This window comes from Pseudactinotalea sp. (genome assembly GCF_048594945.1).
In the GTDB taxonomy this organism is placed as follows: Bacteria; Actinomycetota; Actinomycetes; order Actinomycetales; family Beutenbergiaceae; genus Pseudactinotalea.
This window is the reverse complement of sequence record NZ_JBMDXJ010000082.1, coordinates 1-18,969: the sequence shown is the minus strand read 5'-3', so window position 1 is coordinate 18,969 and position 18,969 is coordinate 1. Positions and strand designations below refer to the sequence as shown.

Annotated in this window: 17 protein-coding genes; 3 read left to right on the top strand and 14 right to left on the bottom strand. The window is 70.1% G+C overall.

What is annotated here, in order from left to right:
• From ACOJSN_RS03735 to ACOJSN_RS03715, 5 genes are all read right to left on the bottom strand, one after another.
• The coding region (locus ACOJSN_RS03735) for a TRAP transporter large permease (RefSeq protein WP_420111168.1) at positions 1–660 on the bottom strand (660 nt) is incomplete at its 3' end.
• On the bottom strand, positions 657–1,217 hold the full coding sequence (locus ACOJSN_RS03730) for a TRAP transporter small permease (RefSeq protein ID WP_420111167.1): 561 nt from the start codon (positions 1,215–1,217) through the stop codon (positions 657–659). The genes ACOJSN_RS03735 and ACOJSN_RS03730, both read right to left, overlap by 4 nt.
• 3 nt (positions 1,218–1,220) lie before the next feature.
• A complete protein-coding gene (locus ACOJSN_RS03725) occupies positions 1,221–2,240 on the bottom strand; it encodes a TRAP transporter substrate-binding protein (protein ID WP_420111166.1) in 1,020 nt (339 codons plus the stop codon).
• A gap of 46 nt (positions 2,241–2,286) precedes the next feature.
• Positions 2,287–3,864 (bottom strand): acyl CoA:acetate/3-ketoacid CoA transferase, encoded by a 1,578-nt coding sequence (locus ACOJSN_RS03720; protein ID WP_420111165.1) that lies wholly within the window; start codon positions 3,862–3,864, stop codon positions 2,287–2,289.
• Positions 3,861–4,604 carry an IclR family transcriptional regulator gene (locus tag ACOJSN_RS03715; RefSeq protein ID WP_420111164.1) on the bottom strand — a complete coding sequence of 248 codons (744 nt, stop codon included), beginning with the start codon at positions 4,602–4,604 and terminating at the stop codon, positions 3,861–3,863. The genes ACOJSN_RS03720 and ACOJSN_RS03715 overlap by 4 nt, the downstream gene beginning before the upstream one ends.
• A gap of 68 nt (positions 4,605–4,672) precedes the next feature.
• Between ACOJSN_RS03715 and ACOJSN_RS03710 the strand changes: the two genes are divergently transcribed.
• The gene (locus tag ACOJSN_RS03710; protein ID WP_420111163.1) at positions 4,673–5,461 is read left to right on the top strand and encodes an SDR family NAD(P)-dependent oxidoreductase; all 789 of its coding nucleotides are present in this window, start codon (positions 4,673–4,675) and stop codon (positions 5,459–5,461) included.
• Positions 5,462–5,482: 21 nt separating this feature from the next.
• Here the strand turns inward: ACOJSN_RS03710 and ACOJSN_RS03705 are convergent, their stop codons facing one another.
• Genes ACOJSN_RS03705 through ACOJSN_RS03695 form a run of 3 tightly spaced genes read right to left on the bottom strand, consistent with a single transcriptional unit; the run spans position 5,483 to position 7,920 of the window.
• Positions 5,483–6,265 carry an amino acid ABC transporter ATP-binding protein gene (locus ACOJSN_RS03705; RefSeq protein ID WP_420111162.1) on the bottom strand — a complete coding sequence of 261 codons (783 nt, stop codon included), beginning with the start codon at positions 6,263–6,265 and terminating at the stop codon, positions 5,483–5,485.
• 16 nt (positions 6,266–6,281) lie between these two features.
• Positions 6,282–7,073: an amino acid ABC transporter permease gene (locus ACOJSN_RS03700; protein ID WP_420111161.1), complete on the bottom strand. Its 792-nt coding sequence runs from the start codon at positions 7,071–7,073 to the stop codon at positions 6,282–6,284.
• Between the two features lie 19 nt (positions 7,074–7,092).
• Positions 7,093–7,920 carry an ABC transporter substrate-binding protein gene (locus ACOJSN_RS03695; RefSeq protein ID WP_420111160.1) on the bottom strand — a complete coding sequence of 276 codons (828 nt, stop codon included), beginning with the start codon at positions 7,918–7,920 and terminating at the stop codon, positions 7,093–7,095.
• 136 nt (positions 7,921–8,056) lie between these two features.
• Between ACOJSN_RS03695 and ACOJSN_RS03690 the strand changes: the two genes are divergently transcribed.
• Both ACOJSN_RS03690 and ACOJSN_RS03685 read left to right on the top strand, forming a co-directional pair.
• Positions 8,057–9,763 carry a cation:proton antiporter gene (locus ACOJSN_RS03690; RefSeq protein WP_420111159.1) on the top strand — a complete coding sequence of 569 codons (1,707 nt, stop codon included), beginning with the start codon at positions 8,057–8,059 and terminating at the stop codon, positions 9,761–9,763.
• Positions 9,764–9,886: 123 nt separating this feature from the next.
• On the top strand, positions 9,887–11,689 hold the full coding sequence (locus tag ACOJSN_RS03685) for a glycoside hydrolase family 2 protein (RefSeq protein WP_420111158.1): 1,803 nt from the start codon (positions 9,887–9,889) through the stop codon (positions 11,687–11,689).
• A gap of 61 nt (positions 11,690–11,750) precedes the next feature.
• On the opposite strand, the gene ACOJSN_RS03680 is transcribed toward ACOJSN_RS03685, so the two are convergent.
• From ACOJSN_RS03680 to ACOJSN_RS03655, 6 genes are all read right to left on the bottom strand, one after another.
• Positions 11,751–12,074 (bottom strand): L-rhamnose mutarotase, encoded by a 324-nt coding sequence (locus ACOJSN_RS03680; RefSeq protein WP_420111157.1) that lies wholly within the window; start codon positions 12,072–12,074, stop codon positions 11,751–11,753.
• Positions 12,071–12,829 (bottom strand): SDR family NAD(P)-dependent oxidoreductase, encoded by a 759-nt coding sequence (locus ACOJSN_RS03675; protein WP_420111156.1) that lies wholly within the window; start codon positions 12,827–12,829, stop codon positions 12,071–12,073. The genes ACOJSN_RS03680 and ACOJSN_RS03675 overlap by 4 nt, the downstream gene beginning before the upstream one ends.
• Complete coding sequence (locus ACOJSN_RS03670) at positions 12,826–14,151, bottom strand: enolase C-terminal domain-like protein (RefSeq protein WP_420111155.1); 1,326 nt, start codon at positions 14,149–14,151, stop codon at positions 12,826–12,828. The genes ACOJSN_RS03675 and ACOJSN_RS03670 overlap by 4 nt, the downstream gene beginning before the upstream one ends.
• Before the next feature lie 10 nt (positions 14,152–14,161).
• Entirely contained in the window at positions 14,162–14,836 is a 675-nt protein-coding gene (locus ACOJSN_RS03665; protein ID WP_420111154.1) for a GntR family transcriptional regulator, read from the bottom strand.
• An 85-nt stretch (positions 14,837–14,921) separates the two neighbouring features.
• A complete protein-coding gene (locus ACOJSN_RS03660; RefSeq protein WP_420111153.1) occupies positions 14,922–17,444 on the bottom strand; it encodes a polynucleotide kinase-phosphatase in 2,523 nt (840 codons plus the stop codon).
• A complete protein-coding gene (locus tag ACOJSN_RS03655) occupies positions 17,441–18,835 on the bottom strand; it encodes a 3' terminal RNA ribose 2'-O-methyltransferase Hen1 (RefSeq protein ID WP_420111152.1) in 1,395 nt (464 codons plus the stop codon). Before ACOJSN_RS03655 ends, ACOJSN_RS03660 begins: the two co-directional genes overlap by 4 nt.
• Between the last annotated feature and the right edge of the window lie 134 nt (positions 18,836–18,969).

Below are 18,969 nucleotides of genomic sequence, written 5' to 3'. Positions count from 1 at the left end.
CGCACCCACGAGCGCCTTGCGCACGCGAGTTCCTTCGAACCTGCCCTCGCGCGGGAGGTTCTGACGTCGCGCGACGAGCCAGGCGACGAGCATCATCCCGCCGCCGATCATGACGCCCGGCACGATCCCGGCGAGGAACAGGTCACCGATCGAGGTATTCGTCAGCGAGCCCCAGACGATCAGCTGGATGCTCGGCGGGATCACCGAGCTGATGACCGCAGACGCCGCGGTGACGCCCACCGCGAAGCCTGCCGGGTAGCCGCGCTTGACCATCTGCGGGATGAGCACGGTGCCGGTGCCAGCGACGTCGGCGGTCGACGAGCCGGACATGCCGCTGAAGCCGATCGAGACCCCGACGTTGACGATGCCGAGGCCGCCGCGGATCCAGCCGACGAGCGCCGAAGCGAGCTCGATCAGGCGGTCGGTGACGCCTGAGGCCACCATGATCGAGGCAGCGAGGATGAAGAACGGCACTGCGAGCAGCACGAACGAGTCGAGCCCGGCGTACATGCGTTGCGTGATCAGCTCGAGGTTCATGCGCGGGTCGAGCAGCATGAAGGGCAGGGTGCCGAGCACCAGCGCGAACGCGATCGGGACGCGGAGCGCTGCCGCGATGAGGAAGACGGCGATGATGATCGCCAGCACGACGGCGGTGGTCATGACGCGCTCCGTCCCTCGCCGGCCCCGACGCGCGGGGCGTCACCGGCCTCCTCCACGGCATCGATCTCGTGCTGCTGCAGCCCGGCGCCGCGCGGGTCGGCCATCGCCTCGCGCCACACCTGCACGGTGATCAGCTGCATCTGCACGGCAGAGACGAGCGGCGCGGCGAAGGAGTACACCAGCGAGATGCCGGACGTCGTGGACGTCCGCGCCAGACCGGTCTCCACGAACCCGATGCTGCCGATCAGCATGGCCACCGCGACGGCAGCGATACCGAGCAGCCCCACGGTGGCGATGACGCGGCGTGAACCATCGCCGAGGCGGTCCGGGATGAGGTCGATGAGGAAGTGCTCCGAGGTACGCACGGCGAGCGCGGCTCCTAGGAAGACCAGCCACATCAGGCACATCCGAGAGATCTCCTCGGTCCACAGAGCCCGCGTGATGAAGGGCACGTAGCGGCCGATGATCTGGAAGGCCACGACAAGCGCCATGATTGCGAGCGCCGCTGCGCACAGGGCGGCGACGCCGCGCGCCAGCAGGTCGGTGAGTCGTCGCACGGCTCAGCCCTCCGGTCGCAGGTCGATGATGTCGGCGAGCAGATCCTGGGCGTCCCACTGCTGGGCGTAGCGGTCCCAGATCTCGTGCACGTCGTCGAGGACGGCTGAGGTGTCAGCGTCGGTCACGGTCAGCCCTTCGCGCTCGGCGAGCTCGGCGATCATCGCGTCGTCCTCACCTTCCTCGAGGTCGCGCTGGTACCGCCCGGCCTCGGCCCCGGCCTCGATGACCAGGTCCGCGAGCTCACTGCCGAGGTCCGCGAGTGTGGTGTCGGCGATCAGCAGCGGCCGGATCGTCACCTCGTGATTGGTGCGCAGGATGTGGGGAGCCGGCTCGAAGAACTTCTGGCTGTCGATGAAGACCGCCTCGTTGTCGGCGCCGTCGACCACGCCCTGGGCGAGTGCGTTGTACAGCTCGTTGTACGCGACCACCGTGGGGCGCAGCCCCACGGCGGCGAAGCAGTCGGTCAGCACCGCCGCCGGCTGGGTCCGGAACAGCCGACCCTGCACGTCCTCCAGCGAGGTCGCCGGGGCGTTGAAGAACATCTGCCGGTAGCTGCCGCCGAAGTAGGTGAGCGGGTAGGTGCCGGTGCGCTCCCGCAGCCGGTCGGCCAACCGCTCGGTGACGTCGCCCTCCAGCACCGCGTCGCGCTGACCGCGGTCGGTGACGAGGAACGGCATCGAGAGCATGCTCATCTCCGGCATGAACTCGGCGATCGAGCCAGGCGCGAAGATGCCGACGTCCATCGTGCCGGTCACCAAGCCCTGGAACATCTCAGGCTCGGTGCCCAGCGCGGCGTTGGGGTGCACGTCGACCAGTACGCGGCCATCCGTCATCTGCTCGACCAGCTCGGCGAAGCGCATCATTCCGGCGTCGAAGGGCGTGCCGACCGCGAGCTGGTGCCCTCCGACCAGCACGTGCTCGGCGTCGCCGAACTGCGGACTCCGGCACGCGGCTGTGAGGCCGACGGCTCCCGCCAGCCCGGCGCCCAGCAGGGCACGCCGCGACATCGTCGTCGTGAACACGAAAGAACTCTCCTCGTCGTCGTCGATCGTGGATCGATAGGTGGCGTCAGCTGAAGAAGCGGACGTCCATGGTGCTGATCTCGCCGATCAGCGGGGTGAAGCTCATCTGGTCCAGCACGTCGGCCTGCAGGTCGATGCCCGGGGCGATCTCGATCAGCTGGATGCCATCGGCAACGAGGGCGAACACGGCCCGTTCCGTCACGTAGAGGATCTCCTGACCGAGCTCGCGGGCGCGGTCGGCGGAGAAGGTGATCTGCGCGACGTCAGGGACGAACTTGTGCACCTGCCCCTCGGTCAGCACGCGCAGGCGGCCGCCACCGACCTCGAAGCGCGCCCCGATCGCGGTGAGCGATCCGCAGAACACCACCCGATGGGTGCCCTGGCTGATGTTGATGAAGCCGCCCGCTCCGGAGATCGTGCCCCGGTGCCGGCTGGCGTTGACGTTGCCGTGCCGGTCCACCTCGGCCATGCCAAGGAAGGCGATGTCCAGGCCGCCGCCGTCGAAGTAGTCGAACTGGTACGGGGCGTCGATGCTGGCCGCGGCGTTGTAGACGGCGCCGAACTCGACGCCCCCGGCGGGCGCACCGCCGAAATGTCCCTGCTCGACGGCGAAGGCCAGCGTGCGGAGCAGGCCGCGCTCGGAGGCGATCTGAGCGATGCCGTCGGGCATCCCGACGCCCAGGTTGACCACAGAGCCGGGCTCGATCTCCTCCGATGCCCGCTCGGCGACGATGCGCCGCGGCCCGCGCGGAAGCACCGGCAGGCTCGTGGTGGGCACCCGCGAGGCACCGGTGAAGCCGGGCTGATAGGCCTGCAGCGACGTCTGCGGCTGGTCCGCGACGATCGTGACGGTGTCGACGAGCGCACCGGGCACCTTGACCGCGTGCGGCGGCAGCGAGTAGCCCTCGACGAGGTACTTGACCTGGACGTGGACGGTGCCGCCGTTGGCCTTGACGGCCTGCGCCGCAGAGAAGGCCTCCAGCATGGCCGCCTCCTCGTGGAAGGAGAGGTTGCCGAGCTCGTCCGCCGAGGTCGCGCGGATGAGCGCGACATCGAGCGCGGGCGCGCGGTAGAAGAGCTGCTCCCGGCCGTCGAGCGCGATCACCTCGACGATGTCGTCGGTGGTGACGGCGTTGAGCTTGCCGCCCTCGACGCGAGGGTCCACGAACGTGCGGAGCCCGACCCCGGTGACCAGCCCGGGACGCCGGCCTCCGGTCTCGCGCAACAGCTGGGCGATGACACCCTGCGGCAGGTTGTAGGCCTCGATGAGGTCGGCCTGGGCGAGCGCCGCCATCTTCGGCGCCATGCCCCAGTGGCCGCCGACGACGCGACGGACCAGACCCTCGTGGGCGAGCAGGTTGATCCCGGTGGAGACCCGGTCGCCGACGCCGCTGCAGTGCCAGATCGCCAGTCGGCTCGGGGCCTGCTCAGCGCCGAAACGCTCACCGATCGCGGCGAGCAGCGCCGTCGGCTCCTGGATCCCGCCGCCGGACCCGCCGACGAACACGGTGGCCTGGTCCGGGACGCGCGCAGCGACCTCGGCGGGCGTCAGCACGGGCTTGGTCGCCCACCGGCCCAAGGCGCGGGAGGCGGTGGCCGCGACAGGGATCGCGGGCACGCTCATCGCGGGCTCACCCCCGCGGTGCGCAGCAACGTGCGGGCCTGCACCAGCGCCGCATGGAACGACTCGACGCGGCTGCTCGCACGCTGGGTGGGGGCGGCGATGCACACGGCGTAGACGCCGTCGGGGTCCTGCTCGATCCGGATCGGGATTCCGATGGACGTCACCCCGGCCTCGTTCTCCTCGTCGGTGCGGGTGTAGCCGCGCTCGAGGCTCCGCTCGATCTCGGCACGCAGGGCCTCACGGTCGGTGATCGTCGAGGGCGTCAGGCGGGTGAGCTCAAGCTCGTCGATCAGGGCGTTGCGGCGCTCCGTGGGGAGCGCGCACAGCAGCGCCTTGCCGGTCGCCGTGCTGTGCAGCGCGCCTCGACGCCCGACGCTGCCCTGAATCCCGAGCAGTCCGGGGCCGTGCACCACGTCGAGGTAGATGAACTGGCCTCCGATGAGGGTGCCGAGGATGACGGTCTCGCTGACGCGGGTGGCGAGATCGGCGAGCACGCCGTGCATGTCCGTCAGGCCGAGGTTGCTGCGCAGCGTCTCGGCCGCGTTAAGGACCTGCGGGCCGAGCCGGTAGGAGGAGGAGTGCGGCGCCCGCGACACCCAGTCGGTGGCAAGGAGGGTGCCGAGGAGCCGGTGTGCCGTGCTCACCGGGAGACCGAGCGCGCGTGCGACGTCGCTGACGCCGGACTCGTGCTCGGGGTGCTCGACGAGGTACTGCAGGACCTGCAGCCCTTTCGCCAGCATGTTCCGGTCGTTTTCCATATCGTGGCAAGCTCTCCCGTGAGGTGGAATCGGGACGCTAGCATGCCCGCATGGACACCACAACCGCAGACGCTCGCGACGCGGCTCACGCGAGCGACGGGTTCGCCCGGCTCGACGAGCACGTCGTGCTCGTCACCGGTGCGCACGGCGGGCTCGGGCGAGCCATCGTGAGCGAGCTCCTGCGCGCCGGCGCTCGTGTGCTCGCCGCCGACCTGCCCGGCACGCCGCCGCCGTCGTCGACCGAGCAGCACGACCGGCTGGAGCCGATCGAGATCGACGTGACCAGCCCGCCGTCCGTGTGGGAGGCGATCGCGGCGGCCGCCGGCCGCTGGGGGCGCCTCGACGGCCTCGTCAACAACGCCGGCGTCATGGCCGAGGTGAGCATCGAGGAGGAGAGCGCGGCCGCGGCGTGGGAGCGATCGATGCGCGTCAACCTCGACGGCGCGTACCGGGTGATCGAGGCTGCGGTGCCCCAGCTGCGGGCGGCGAGTGCCCCTGCGGTCGTCACCATCGCGTCGCAGCTGGCCTACTCCGGCGGGCTCGGGCTGACCGCGTACGCCGCCTCCAAGGCCGGCCTGCTCGGCCTCACCCGTGCGCTCGCGCACGACCTCGGGCCGCAGGTGCGGTGCAACGCTGTGGCGCCCGGCCCCCTCGAGACCGCGATGACCGCCGCTCATGACGACGGCGACTGGCGGGCGCGCAAGACCACCCGGCTCGTGCAGGGCCGGTTCGGCCGCCCCGAAGAGGTGGCACCGGCGGTGCGCTTCCTGCTCTCCGACGCGGCGTCCTACATCACCGGGCAGACGCTGCTCGTCAACGGCGGCGGCGTGATGACCTGAGCCTGCCGCGCGCCTCCGGCCTCAGAGCACCTTCGACAGGAACGTCTGCGTGCGCTCGTGCTGCGGATTCGCGAGCACCTCGCGCGGGTCACCCTCCTCGACGATCATGCCGTCGTCCATGAAGATCAGGCGGCTGCCGACCTCGCGCGCGAACCCCATCTCGTGGGTGACGACCATCATCGTCATGCCCTCGGCCGCGAGGTTCCGCATCACCTCGAGCACATCTCCCACGAGCTCGGGGTCGAGCGCGGAGGTGGGCTCGTCGAAGAGCATCATGTCGGGGTTCATCGACAGCGACCGGGCGATCGCGACCCGCTGTTGTTGCCCGCCGGAGAGGTGGCTCGGGTAGGCGCTCTCGCGGTCGGCGAGGCCCACCTTCGCGAGGTTCTCGCGAGCGACCTGCTCGGCCTCCACCCGCGAGCGCCCCAACACCCGCTGCTGCGCCAGGCACAGGTTGCCGAGCACGGTCATGTGCCCGAACAGGTTGAACTGCTGGAAGACCATGCCGATGCGAGCGCGGACCCGGTCGACATCCACGTCGGGGTCGAGGATATCGATCCCTTCGATGAGGATCTGCCCGCTCGTGGGCTCCTCGAGCAGGTTGACCGAGCGCAGCAGCGTCGACTTGCCCGAGCCCGAGGGCCCGATCACGCACACCACCTCGCCCGGTTGCACCTCGAGCGAGATGCCCTTGAGCACCTCGTTCTCACCGAACGACTTGCGCAGGTCGCGGATCTCGATCGCCGGCGCCCCGGGCTCTGGCTGCTCGAGCTGATCGCCCGACGGCGGTGGGAAGGTGCTCATGTCATCCTCACCTCGGTCATCGCGACCTCGCCAGACGTCGCTCCAGATACGCGGCCACCCGGGTCAGCGGGACCGTCACCACCAGATAGAGCAGTGCCGCCATCAACAGCACCGTGCTATTACCCAGCGCTGAAGACTGGTCGCGCGCATAGGTCGTGAGCTCCTTGAGCAACGGCGTGGTGCCTGCGATGAAGACGAGCGAGGTGTCCTTGAGCAGCAGCACGAACTCGTTCGTCATCGGGGGGATGATGATGCGGAAGCCCTGCGGCAGGGTGACGAACACCATGGTCTTGCCCGGCGACATGCCGAGCGATCGAGACGCCTCGGTCTGCCCCTTGGGCACGGCCTGGATCCCCGCGCGGATCACCTCGGCCATGTACGCGCCGGCGACCGCGATCAGACCAACGAGCGCGCCTCCAGCCGGGGCGAACGGAACCCGGACACCGAAGGCGATCGGCAGCATGAAGCTGATGGCGAAGATCGTCAGCAGCGCCGGCAGCCCGCGGAACAGCTCGATGTACGCCGTCGCGAACCACCGATAAGGGCCGATGCTCGACAACTTCATGAGCGCGAGCAGGATCCCGAGCAGCAACCCGCCGGCGAACGCGATCACGGTGAACAACAACGTGTTGCGCAGCGCGATCGTGATGATCTGTGGAAACTGATCGCGCGCGATGTCCAGGCGCAGGAAGTTGTTCGCCAACGACTCCCAGTCGGCGGTGAGCGCTGCGACCGCGACGAGCACGGCGAACAGCGCATAGAGCGCCATCCGCACCAGTCGACGTCGGGTGGTGCGCCGGATCGCCATCAGCCCAGCCGTCTCGTTCTCAGCCCTCGGCGGAGAAGTAGGAGTCGTACAGCTCCTGGTAGCTGCCGTCGTCACGCATCGTGGCCAGTGCCCCGTTGACGGCGGCGATCAAGTTGGGATTGGTGTCCTTGCCGAACGCGAACCCGTAGCTCTCCTCGGTGTCGTACTCCTCCACGATGACGTAGTTCGGGTCCTCCTGCGCGTGGGTGACGTTGACCGGCAGGTCCTGCAGGATCGCGACCACCGTGCCGCCCTGCAGCGCGGGCCACATCTCGGCGTCACCCGGGTAGCTGATGAGCTCGGCATCGGGCGCGTTCTCCTGCGCGTACGCCTCGCCCGTGGTCGTGGCCTGCACGGCGACGGGCTGGCCGGCGAGGTCGGCGATCCCGGTGATGCCGGAGTCGGCAGCGACAAGCAGCGACTGCAGGGAGTCGTAGTACGGCTCGGAGAAGTCCAGGTTCGCCTGGCGGTCCTCGGTGATCGTGATCGCCGAGGCCCCCATGTCGCACTGACCCGAGGCGTAGGCGGTCCCGCCCTGGATCGCGTCGAAGCCGACGTCCTGCACCACCAGCTCCAGGTCCAGGCTGTCCGCGATCGCCTGCACGAGGTCGATGTCGAAGCCGCTGTAGCCGCTGGGCGCCGAGGTGTCCTCGATCTCGAACGGCGGGTACGGCACCTCCGAGCAGACCGTGAGCGTGCCGGCGGTGATCAGCTCCAGATCACCCGACGCGTCACCATCCCCGTTGCCATCACCCTCTCCGCCGGAACCACCGCCGCACGCGGCGAGTGCGAGCGATGCAGCGGCCGCGACGGCCGCGGCCTGGATCAGACGACCCGATCGGGACATGGGGGTTCCTCCTCGTTGCAGCGGACGGAGGGGTACCCGTCCAGGTCCGGCGATCGTAGGCCACCGCGTGTGACCACGACGTTTCCTTGGCCGCACCGATACCGGGTTGTGACCAACAGGCGTAGGTTGGCGGGTCGTGGAGCCGTTCACACTCGCCATCGGGGCACTGGCCGCGATCGTCGTCGCCGCCCTGCTGTCACGCCGCACCGGCATCGCCACCCCGTTGGTGCTGCTGGTGATCGGGCTCGTGGTCGGGCTGATCCCGACCGTGCCCGACCTCGCGCTCGAACCGGACTGGATCCTCGTGGGTGTGCTGCCGCCGCTGCTGTACGCCTCCGCGGTGCGGGTCCCCGTGATCGACCTGCGCCGCAACTTCACGATGATCGGCTGGTTGTCGGTGCTGCTGGTGATCACCTCCGCGCTGGCGATCGGTGGGCTCGTTCACTGGCTGGTCCCCTCGATCCCGTTCGCGGCGGGTGTGGCGCTGGGGGCCGTGGTCAGCCCCACCGACGCCGTGGCAGCCACCTCGATCGGCAAGCGGCTCGGGCTGCCACCTCGATTGATGACCGTGCTCGAGGGCGAGAGTCTCCTCAATGACGCCTCCGCGCTGGTACTGCTGCGCACCGCCGTGGTGGCCGTCACCATGTCCTCCTTCAGCCTGGGCGACGCCGTGTGGGAGTTCGGCAGGGCCGTCGCGATCGCGGTGGCGATCGGACTGGCGGTCGGGTACGGGAGTGTCTGGCTCCGGTCCCGACTGCGGGACCCGGTCCTGACGACGGCGGTGAGCTTCGTCGTGCCGTTCCTCGCCTTCCTGCCGGCCGAGGAGGCCGAGGCCTCGGGTGTCGTCGCAGTGGTGGTAGCGGGCCTGGTCACCGGTCATGTCGGGGCCAAGAAGTTCTCGGCGCGCGAGCGCTCGACCGAGCACACGAACTGGAACACGCTGCAGTTCCTCATCGAGAACGGCGTGTTCCTGCTGATGGGGCTCGAGCTGCATGTGCTGCTCGTGGACCTGGAGGAATCCGGCAGCAGCGCGTCCACGGTGGTGCTGCTGGCTGCCGTGTCGCTCGTGGTGCTGCTGGTGCTGCGGACCGCGTTCGTCGCGGTGCAGGTGCTGGCGGAGCGCCGGCGCCGGCCGCGGCTCGCCGAGCGCCGAGAGCACATGGACAGCCTCGCCGAGCACATCGAGAAGGTGCCCACCGAGGACGAGCGTGCCGAGCGCCGGGTCTCGATCTTCCGGCGGCGGATCGCCCGTGGCCGCGCCGACCTCGACTTCTACCAGCGCGAGCCCATCACGGCCCGCGGCGGGGTGGTGCTTGCCTGGGCCGGCATGCGGGGTGTGGTCACGCTCGCCGCGGCGCTGAGCATCAGCTCCGAGGTGCCGCAGCGCACGCTGCTGGTGTGTGTGGCGTTCACCGTAGCGGTGGTGTCGCTGCTGCTCTACGGCGGCACACTGCCTGTGGTGATCCGGCGGATGCGCGTGCGCAGCTCCGACGCAAGCGCGGTGCGCAGCGAGCTGGACGCTCTGATGACCGGGCTCGGCGAGCAGGCGATCGCCGCCGTCGGACCCATCGACGAGCTCGCGATCGACGGCCACCCGATCGACCCCGAGATCGTCGCCGATGTGACCGCCCGCTACGAGAAGCTGCGCGAGGCGCGTCCCGACCCAGCGGCGACCGAAGGCACCCTCTCTCGCCGCCAGCAGATCGCGCTGATGCGCCGCATCTACCTGGACGCGATGCGTGAGGCGCTCCACGAGGAACGCGCGATCGGCGCCTACAGCACCGCCGCGTTCACCCAGGCGGAGCAGCTGCTCGACGCCGAGGAGCTGCGGCTGGACCGCTGACGGCATGGCTGGTGGGAGCCAGGGTGGCGGGTATGTTGCCCCGAGGCCGCGGGCACTCAGATTTGCAGCGCTGTAAAGGTGGGCTACTGTGGCGCGACCGATCGACCTCGATGGAGACACAGGATGATCCGCGCCACTGCACAGAACGGCACCTACCCACGCCCGCAGCTTCTGCGGGAGGCCCACGTGAGCCTGGACCGTGTGGTCGGGTTCGCGCACGACGACGACGATCGCGGCCTGGCCGAGCGCTGGCACAGCAAGCCTGAGGTCTTCGACCGCGAGATCCAGCTGCCGTTCGCGCCGGAGTCGGAGGCTTCAGGCATCGGCGACACCGGCTACCACCCGGTGGTCTGGTATCGCATCCCGCTCACCGCAGCCGACCTCGAGGGCGCGGGACTGGGCTCGCAGGGCGACCGGCTGATCCTTCACTTCGGCGCCGTCGACTACGCATCCGACGTATGGGTCGATGGCGTGCACGTCACCCATCATGAGGGCGGACAGACCGCCTTCAGCGTTGACATCACCGACGCGCTCGACGACGCCGCGAGCGAGCACGTCGTGGTGGTCCGCGCCGAGGACGACCCGCTCGATACCACCCTCCCGCGCGGCAAGCAGGACTGGCAGCCCGAGCCCCACGCCATCTGGTACTACCGCACCACCGGGATCTGGCGCACGGTGTGGCTGGAAGCGGTGCCCGCGATGCACGTGGCGTCGCTCGCCTGGACCCCGGACGTCCCTGGCGGCACGGTTCGACTCGAGCTCGAGCTGAGTCGCCGACCTGTCGCACCGGTCGAGCTGGAGGTGACCCTTCACTTCGGCGACGACCGACTCGCCCAGGTGCGGATCGAGGCAGCCGAGCGCACCGCCGTCGTCGACATCCCGCTCACGGGACAACGCAACGGGCAGCACTACGAGCACCTCCTCTGGTCGCCGCGTCGCCCCCGCCTGATCGACGCGGAGGTGACGATCCACGGGACAGCGAGCGACGCCGTCGGCTCCTACCTCGGATTGCGATCGGTCGGCATCGAGCACGGGCAGCTGCTGCTCAACGACCGGCCCACCTACCTGCGGTCGGTGCTCGAGCAGGGGTACTGGCCGGGATCGCACTTCACCGCGCCGTCGCTCGAGGCGATGCGGGAGGAGGTCGAGCTGATTCGCGATCTCGGCTTCAACGCGATGCGGATCCATCAGAAGGTGGAGGACCCGCGGTTCCTGTTCTGGTGCGACAAGCTCGGCCTGCTGGTGTGGAGCGAGACCGCCGGCGCGTACGAGTTCGACGACATCGCGGTGCAGCGCCTGACGACCGAGTGGGTGCAGATCGTGCGGCAGTACCGCTCGCACCCCAGCATCATCACGTGGGTGCCCTTCAACGAGTCATGGGGCATCCAGCACGGTGCGCACGACTCCCGGCAGCGCGCCTACGCGATCGGGCTCACCAACCTCACCCGTGCGCTCGACCCGAGCCGCCCGGTGATCTCCAACGACGGCTGGGAGCACACCGACTCCGACATCTGGACCCTCCACGACTACGAGGGTGAGCGTGAGGTGCTGCAGCAGCGCTACGGCTCACGTGAGTCGCTGGAGGCGATGGTGCGCGGCATCGGACCTGCGGGCCGTCGGCTCTCGCTCACGCCGGTGGACGAGGTCACGGCCCCGATCATGCTCACCGAGTTCGGCGGCGTCTCTTTCATCACCGGCGAGGTGCCCGAGGACAGCTGGGGCTACACGAGCGCCTCCGACGCCGCCGATTACGAGGCCCGGCTGCGCGCGATCCTCGAGCCGGTGCACGCCTCAGCCGCGCTGTCGGGGTTCTGCTACACCCAGATCACCGACACCCATCAGGAGACCAACGGCCTCTGCGACGCCGACCGCAAGCCGAAGCTCCCGATGGAGACGCTGGCCGCCATCATCCGCGGCACCCACTAACCGCTTTCAACGACAAAACGACCCCCGCCGCAGCGGGGGTCGTTTTGTCGTTGAAAGCGGGTCAGGGGAGGTGGAAGACCTCGGGGAGCGGGTGCCACCACTCGCCCTCGGGGGCCTCCGGCACGCGTTCCTGCATCGGGTCCGTGACCGTCCACCAGCGCTGCGTCTCGGGGTCGGCGGCGATGCCTGCCATGTCGGCGTCGTAGTCGTCCCCGAGGTACTCGAAGTAGGAGACCAGCAGGTCGCCGTGGCGGTAGATCGAGTAGTTGGTCACGTGGTGACGCCGCAGCGTCTCCAGCACCGCGGGCCACACCGCGGCGTGGACCTCTTCGTACTCGGCGATCCGCTCGGGCTTGACCGTGATGACCTGCGCGACCCGCTTCATGACCCGGCCGGCCGGACTCGCAGACCCTGCATCCCGCCGTCGACCGCGACCGAGGTGCCCACGACCGCGCGCGAGCGCGGCGAGACCAAGTTCGCGATCGCGTAGGCGACCTCGTCGGCTTCCACGAGGCGGCCGGTCGGCTGGCGGGCACCGAGCGCGGCGCGCTCCGCCTCGGGGTCGTCGGCCTTGGCGAGCAGCCGCGCGATCCACGGCGTGCTCACCGTGCCGGGGTTGACGCAGTTGACGCGCACGCCTTCACGCACGTGATCGGCCGCCATCGCCTGCGTGAGCGAGAGCACCGCGCCCTTGCTGGCCGAGTAGAGCGCGCGCTGGGGCAGGCCGGCGGTCGCCGCGATCGAGCAGGTGTTGGTGATGCTGGCGTTGTCGGAGGCGCGCAGGTGCGGGAGCGCCGCTCGCGAGACCCGCACCATGCCCACCACGTTGAGGTCGATCACGCGGTGCCACTCGTCGTCGTCGTTGTCCTCGACCGTGCCCTGGGCACCGATGCCGGCGTTGTTGACCACGGCGTCGAGGCCGCCGAGGATCCGGGCGGCGGCGCTCACCGCCTCCTCGACGCTCACCTTGTCGGTCACGTCGCATCGCACCCCGGTCAGCGGCGCGGGTACCTCGGTGTTGAGGTCGAGGCAGACCACACGGGCGCCGCGGCTGGCGAGCTCGGTGGCCGTGGCCAGCCCGATCCCGCTGGCACCTCCGGTCACGATCGCGCGGACGCCGTCCAGCTCTGGTGTGCTCATCGGTGCGTGCTCTCCTCGGTGTCGGTGCTCTCGGCCCACACGATGCCGTGCGGGAAGGTGTGGTCGGCGATCGACGTCGCCAGCATCTCTGCACCTGTACCCGGTCGGGTCGGTGCGACGTACGCGCCGTCCGCGATCCGGACCGGTTCGGTGAAGTGCTCGTGCAGGTGGTCGACGTACTCCAGGTAGCGGTCCTGCGTGGTGCCGGCGAACGCCACGAAGTCCGCCATCGCCAGGTGTTGCACCATCTCGCACAGCCCCACGCCGCCGGCGTGCGGGCAGACCGGGATGTCGTAGCGCAGCGCCAGCAGCAGCACCGCAAGCAGCTCGTTGATGCCGCCCATCCTGGTGGCGTCGAGCTGGAACACGTCGACCCCTCCTGCCGCCATCAGCTGCTTCGCGATCACGCGGTTCTGGCAGTGCTCACCCGTGGCGACCTTGATGCCGAGGTGCCCGAGCCCGGTGCGGATGGCGGCGTGGCCGAGCACGTCGTCGGGCGAGGTGGGCTCCTCGATCCAGTACGGGTCGTACGGCGCGAGCGCCGTCATCCAAGCGATCGCGTCGGCCACGTCCCAGCGTTGGTTCGCGTCTACCGAGATCCGGGTGTGATGTCCGACGGCGTCCCTCGCCAGGGCGAGTCGTCTCACGTCCTCGTCGAGGTCGGCCCCGACCTTCAGCTTGATCATCGTGAAGCCTTCATCGACGGCCTCATGTGAGAGTCGGACCAGCTTCTCGTCGGCGTAGCCGAGCCAGCCCGGCGTAGTGGTGTAGGCGGGGAAGCCGTGTTCGCGGAGCTGGGCGATGCGCTGCTCCTTGCCCGCAGCCTTCTCGGTGAGGAGGGCGAGCGCCTGCTCCGGCGTGATCGCGTCGGTGAGGTAGCGGAAGTCGATGCAGGAGACGAGCTGTTCGGGGGTCAGCTCCCCGATGAGCAGCCACAGCGGCTTGCCTGCCTGGCGCGCGAGGAGGTCCCACGCGGCGTCGACCACGCCCCCGATCGCCATGTGCATGACTCCCTTCTCGGGACCGAGCCAGCGCAGCTGGGAATCACCGATGAGGTCGCGGGAGAGGGCATTGACGTCGTCGAGGTTCTCGATGGAGCGGCCCACCACGTGGGCGCGGAGGGCGTCGAGTGCGGCCACCACCACGTCGTTGCCGCGCCCGATCGTGAAGACGAGGGAGGCACCGTGGTGCTCCCCGTCGGTCTCGAGCGTGACGTAGGCGGCCGAGTAGTCCGGGTCGGCGTTCATGGCGTCCGAGCCGTCGAGGTCCCGGGAGGTGGGGAACCTGACGTCAGCGGTGGTCAGATCGGTGATGGTGGGCACGTGGGTCCTTTCAGGAGTCCGCCGAGGCGGCGCTGGTGATGCGGGCGTGGGCGGCCTTCAGGTGGGCGGTCATGGCGCTCCGTGCCGCGCGGGTGTCGCCGGCCGCCACGGCCTCGACGATCCCGCCATGCTCACTGATCGCCGCCGCGCTCATGCTCGAGCTGAACGCGTAGCGGAATTGGTGCAGGTGCGCGCGGGTGCGCTCGAAGGCGCCGAGCGCCACGTCGTTGCCCGCGATCCTCAGCAGCAGGGTGTGGAAGCGCTGGTCGTGCTGGGCGAGGGCGGCGTAGTGGGCATAGTCGGACCCGGTGGTCACCGGTGCGCTCGCCAGCTCGGCCCGCAGCGCTGCGATGTCCTCCTCACGACGCCGCCGCGCCGCACCGGCCGCCGCCCACGGTTCCACCAAGGTGCGGAACTCGAAGACCTGCGCCAGCTCGTCCGGGGTGAGCACCGCCGTCGTGCGATAGCCGCGTAGCGGCTCCTTGGTGACGAGTCCATCGGACTCCAGGCGCGCCAGCGCCTCCCGCACCGGTGTGGGCGAGACTGCGAGATCCCGCGCCAGCGCCTCGATGTTCAGGCGGGCGTCCGGCTCGATCGCGTGGTCCATGATCAGCGCGGTCAACTGCTCGTACACCGCATCCGCGAGCACGCGCCGCGGCGGTACCGCGACCGCACCAGCTCTCATGCCCACGATCCTATAGGAAAGAGGATCCGCGGGGGCGTAGGTAGTGGGGCGGTGCGGCGGGGCCGGGAATGGCGCAAGCGGGCGGCTACAGCCGCGGGTCCACCGGGTCGGACTCGAGCGCGAGCACGCCGAACACCGGCTCGTGGACGCGCCACAGCGGCTCGCCTGCGGCGAGGCGGGTGAGCGACTCGAGGCCTAGCGCGTACTCGCGCAGCGCGAGCTGTCGCTTCCGGCCGAGTGATCGGTCGCGCAGTCGGTCCAGGTGCATCGGGTAGTCGGGGCCGTAGATGAGGCGGAGATACTCGGGGCCGCGCACCTTGAGCCCGGGCTGCAGCAGGCCGCGCCGGCCGCGCACCAGGTTGGCCATCGGCTTGACCACCATCCCTTCGCCGCCGGCTTCGACCAGATCCGTCCACCACTGCACACCCTGCTCGCGAGAGCTCGCCGAGTCGGGGTCGACGGCGATCCGCCTGGTCGTCCTGAATGTCTCACCATCGGCGGCCACCAGTCGGTCCGCGAGCGCAAGGTGCCAGGCGTGGTCGGTCTCGAACCAGGTACGGCCCTCGGAGGCGAGGAGCTGGAACGGCGCGACCTGCACGCCGTCGAGGCCCTCGGTGGGCCACTGGTAGCGGCGGTAGGCCGCGGTGAACGCCTCGGCGCCGACCGCCCGTTGCCGCGTGCGCGCGAGCAATTCTTCGACGTCCTGCCCCCGCGCGGCAGCCTGCTCAAGCACGTCGACCGCCACCGGTAGCGCCACCCGCGCAGCCGCCCCGACCGGCGCATACCGCTCCTGCAGCAGTCCCTCGGCCTTGGCCGACCAGGGCAGAACCTCGGCGTCGAGCAGCAGCCAGTCGGTGCCCAGCTCGTCCCACAGCCCTGCCTGGTCGACGGCGCCGCGCACCTTCGCCAGCAGGCTCTCGGTCAGGTGGGTGTCGAAGAACGCGCGCCCGGTACGGGTGTAGACGGCACCGGTGCGCTCCACCGCGTCCGCACCGAACCGGCGCTGCGCGACCTCGGCATCCCGGCACACGAGCAGCACACCGCGGCTGCCCATGTGCTTCTCCTCGCAGATCACCGGCACCCCGGCGTAGGCGTCGAACGCCTGGTCGGGGTGCTCGAGCACGCCCTGCTGCGTGGACGTCGTAACCGGCGCCATCGTGGGCGGCAGGTACGGCACCCAGCGCGGGTGCATCGCGAACCGGCTCATCACCTCGAGCGCACCGGCCGACTGCTCAGCGCCGATCGTGACCCGCCCCATCACACCGGTATCGATCACGCGCTTGCCGAGCACGTCGCCGAGCACGAGATCGTCGTCGGGGCGGGCCGCGGCAGGCCCGAACGGCTTGACCGGCTCGTAGTACACCCGCTCGGCCGGCACGCTCACCAGCTCCCGCTCCGGATACCGCAGTGCGGTCAGCCGACCTCCGAACACGGCCCCGGTATCCAGGCACATCGTGTTGTTCTCCCACACCGGCTCGGGCGTGGGCGTGTGCCCGTAGAGCACCATCGCCCGGCCGCGGTAGTCCCGCGCCCACGGGTAGCGCACCGGCAGCCCGAACTCGTCGGTCTCCCCCGTGGTGTCGCCGTAGAGCGCGAACGAGCGCACCCGCCCCGACGCCCGCCCGTGGTACTTCTCGACCAAGCCGGCATGCGCGACCACGAGAGCGCCGCCGTCGAGCACCAGATGCGAAGGCAGCCCATCGAGCCAGCCGAGCACCTGCGTACGGAACTCCTCGGGCTCGGCCTCCAGCTGCGCGAGCGTCTCGGCGAGGCCGTGACTGGTCTGCACATGGCGGCCGCGCAGTGCCTTGATCAGCTTGTTCTCGTGGTTGCCCGGCACCACGAGCGCGTGCCCGGCCGCGGCCATGCCCATCGCGAGCCGCAGCACGCCCGGCGAGTCCGGCCCGCGGTCCACGAGGTCGCCCAGCAGGATCGCAGTGCGCCCCTCGGGGTGACTCGCGTCCACAGGGCGCCCGTGCTCGTCGCGTTCGACGACGTAGCCCAGGTCCGTCAGCAGGCTCACCAGCTCGGGGAGGCAGCCATGGATGTCGCCGACGGCGTCGAACGGCCCTCGTAGGTCACTGCGGTTGGTCCGCAGCGGCTCTCGAACGATCTCGGCAGCCTCGATGTCCGGCTCGCGCAGCACGTGGACGCCGGCGAAGCCCTCCTTGCGCAGCCCGCGTAGCGAGCGACGGAGCTGGTCGGCGTGACGCTTCACCACCTTGGCTCCGAACGTCCGATCCGGGCGGGCAGCGTTGCGCTCCACCGCGGTGGCGACCTCTACATCGAGCACGATCGCGATGCACGGCACGTCGTGCTCGCGGGCGAGCGCGATCACGGCCGCGCGGGCGTGCCGATCCACGTTGGTGGCGTCGACGACCGTGAGGAGTCCACGCTGCAACCGGCGCCCGGCGATGTAGCCGAGCACATCGAAGGCATCGGCGGTGGCCGACTGGTCATTCTCATCGTTGCTGACCAGGCCGCGGCAGTAATCGGACGAGATCGTCTCGAAGGGCCCGAAGTGGCGAGCGGCGAACGTCGACTTGCCCGAGCCCGAAGCGCCCACGAGCGCCACGAGGCACAGGTCCGGGATGGTGATCGCGCTCATGCCGCGACCTCCTGCGGCGCCAGGGTGAACAGCGCCAGTTGCGTGGGCGAGCCGAGCTCGGCGTCGCCCTGCCCGACATCCCGATAGGTGACCTGGTAGCCGTGTCGGGCTGCGACGTCGTCGGCCCATGAACGCAACTCGGCGCGCGTCCACTCGAATCGATGATCGGGGTGGCGCATGCCACCCTCCAGCCCGGGGTAGAGCGCGTTGAACTCGGCATTCGGGGTGGTGAGCACGACGGCGCGGGGCCGGGCGTGCGCGAACACGTGCCGCTCGAGGGTATCCAGGCGCTCGGGGTCGATGTGCTCGATCACCTCCATCAGCACGATCGCGTCCCGGTCGGCGAGGTCATCGTCGCGGTACGAGGCCGAGGAGTGCTTGAGGGTGAGCCGCTCACGGACCGAATCGGGGCGGCGGTCGAGGCGGAGCCGGCGCGCGGCGTGCTCGAGCGCGCGTGCGGAGGCGTCCACGCCGAGGATCTCGGTGAACGTAGGGTCCTCCAGCAGGTCACCGAGCAACGCGCCCTCGCCGCACCCGAGATCAACCACTCGGTGTGCTCCCACCTCACGCAGCGCCGCCAGCACGGCCTCCTTGCGGAGCGTGGCCAGCGGGGTGCGGGTGGTCGGGAGCGGGATCTCGGACTCGACCTCGGCGCGCTCGTCGATGTCGGCGAGCCGGGTGGTGGCATCGCTGACGAGCCCGCGGAACCACAGGTAGCGGCGGGTGATCTCCTCGCGCTCGGGGTGGGTGGCGAGCCACTCACCGGAGGTGCGGACGAGCTTGTCCACGGCGTCGGGCCCGATCCAGTAGTGCCGCTCACCGTCGAGCGTGGGCAGCAGCACGAACAGGTGCGAGAGCGCGGCCTGCACGGTGTGCTCACCGGTGAGCCTGAGGTCCACGTACGGCGCCCGGCCCCAGCGCGGCACCTCCGGGTCGAGCGGCATCTCGGTCGCCTGCACCACCCAGCCCAACGGCTCGAAGAGCGAACGGACCAATGCTGCTCCGCCGTCGGCTGGCAGTGCGGGGACGCGAATGGCGAGAGGCAGCGCGGTGGTGACCAGCTCCTCATGGCCCTGGCAGCGGCCCGCGAGGGCGGTCGCGAACACCTTGCCGAGAGCGGCCGCGAGCATCGAGCCGCCGGCGTAGGGGCGGTCGTTGACGTACTGCCAGAGCGTGGTGCCATCGGCCCGGAATCGCGTATTGCGCACGAGGTCGATCGGGTCCACCTCCAGAAGCAGTGCGGCGGTGCAGCGATCCGGCTCGGCCTCGGGGTAGACCACGTGTGCCCTGCCGGTGGAGACCTCGAACGACTGCGCCCGCGCGGGGTTCTTGTGCAGGAGATAGCCGAGGTCCGTCGCGTTGGGTGCGGTCGAGGTGAGGGTCAGGAGCACGTGGCCATCGTGGCACTGCGCCTGCTCGGAGGCGTCAGGCTTTCGCGGGAGCGGGCTTCTTCGGCTTGGTGCGCGCCTTGACCTCGGCGAGCTCGGCTGCCTTGCTGGCGGCGAAGGAGCAGATCGGGCAGGTG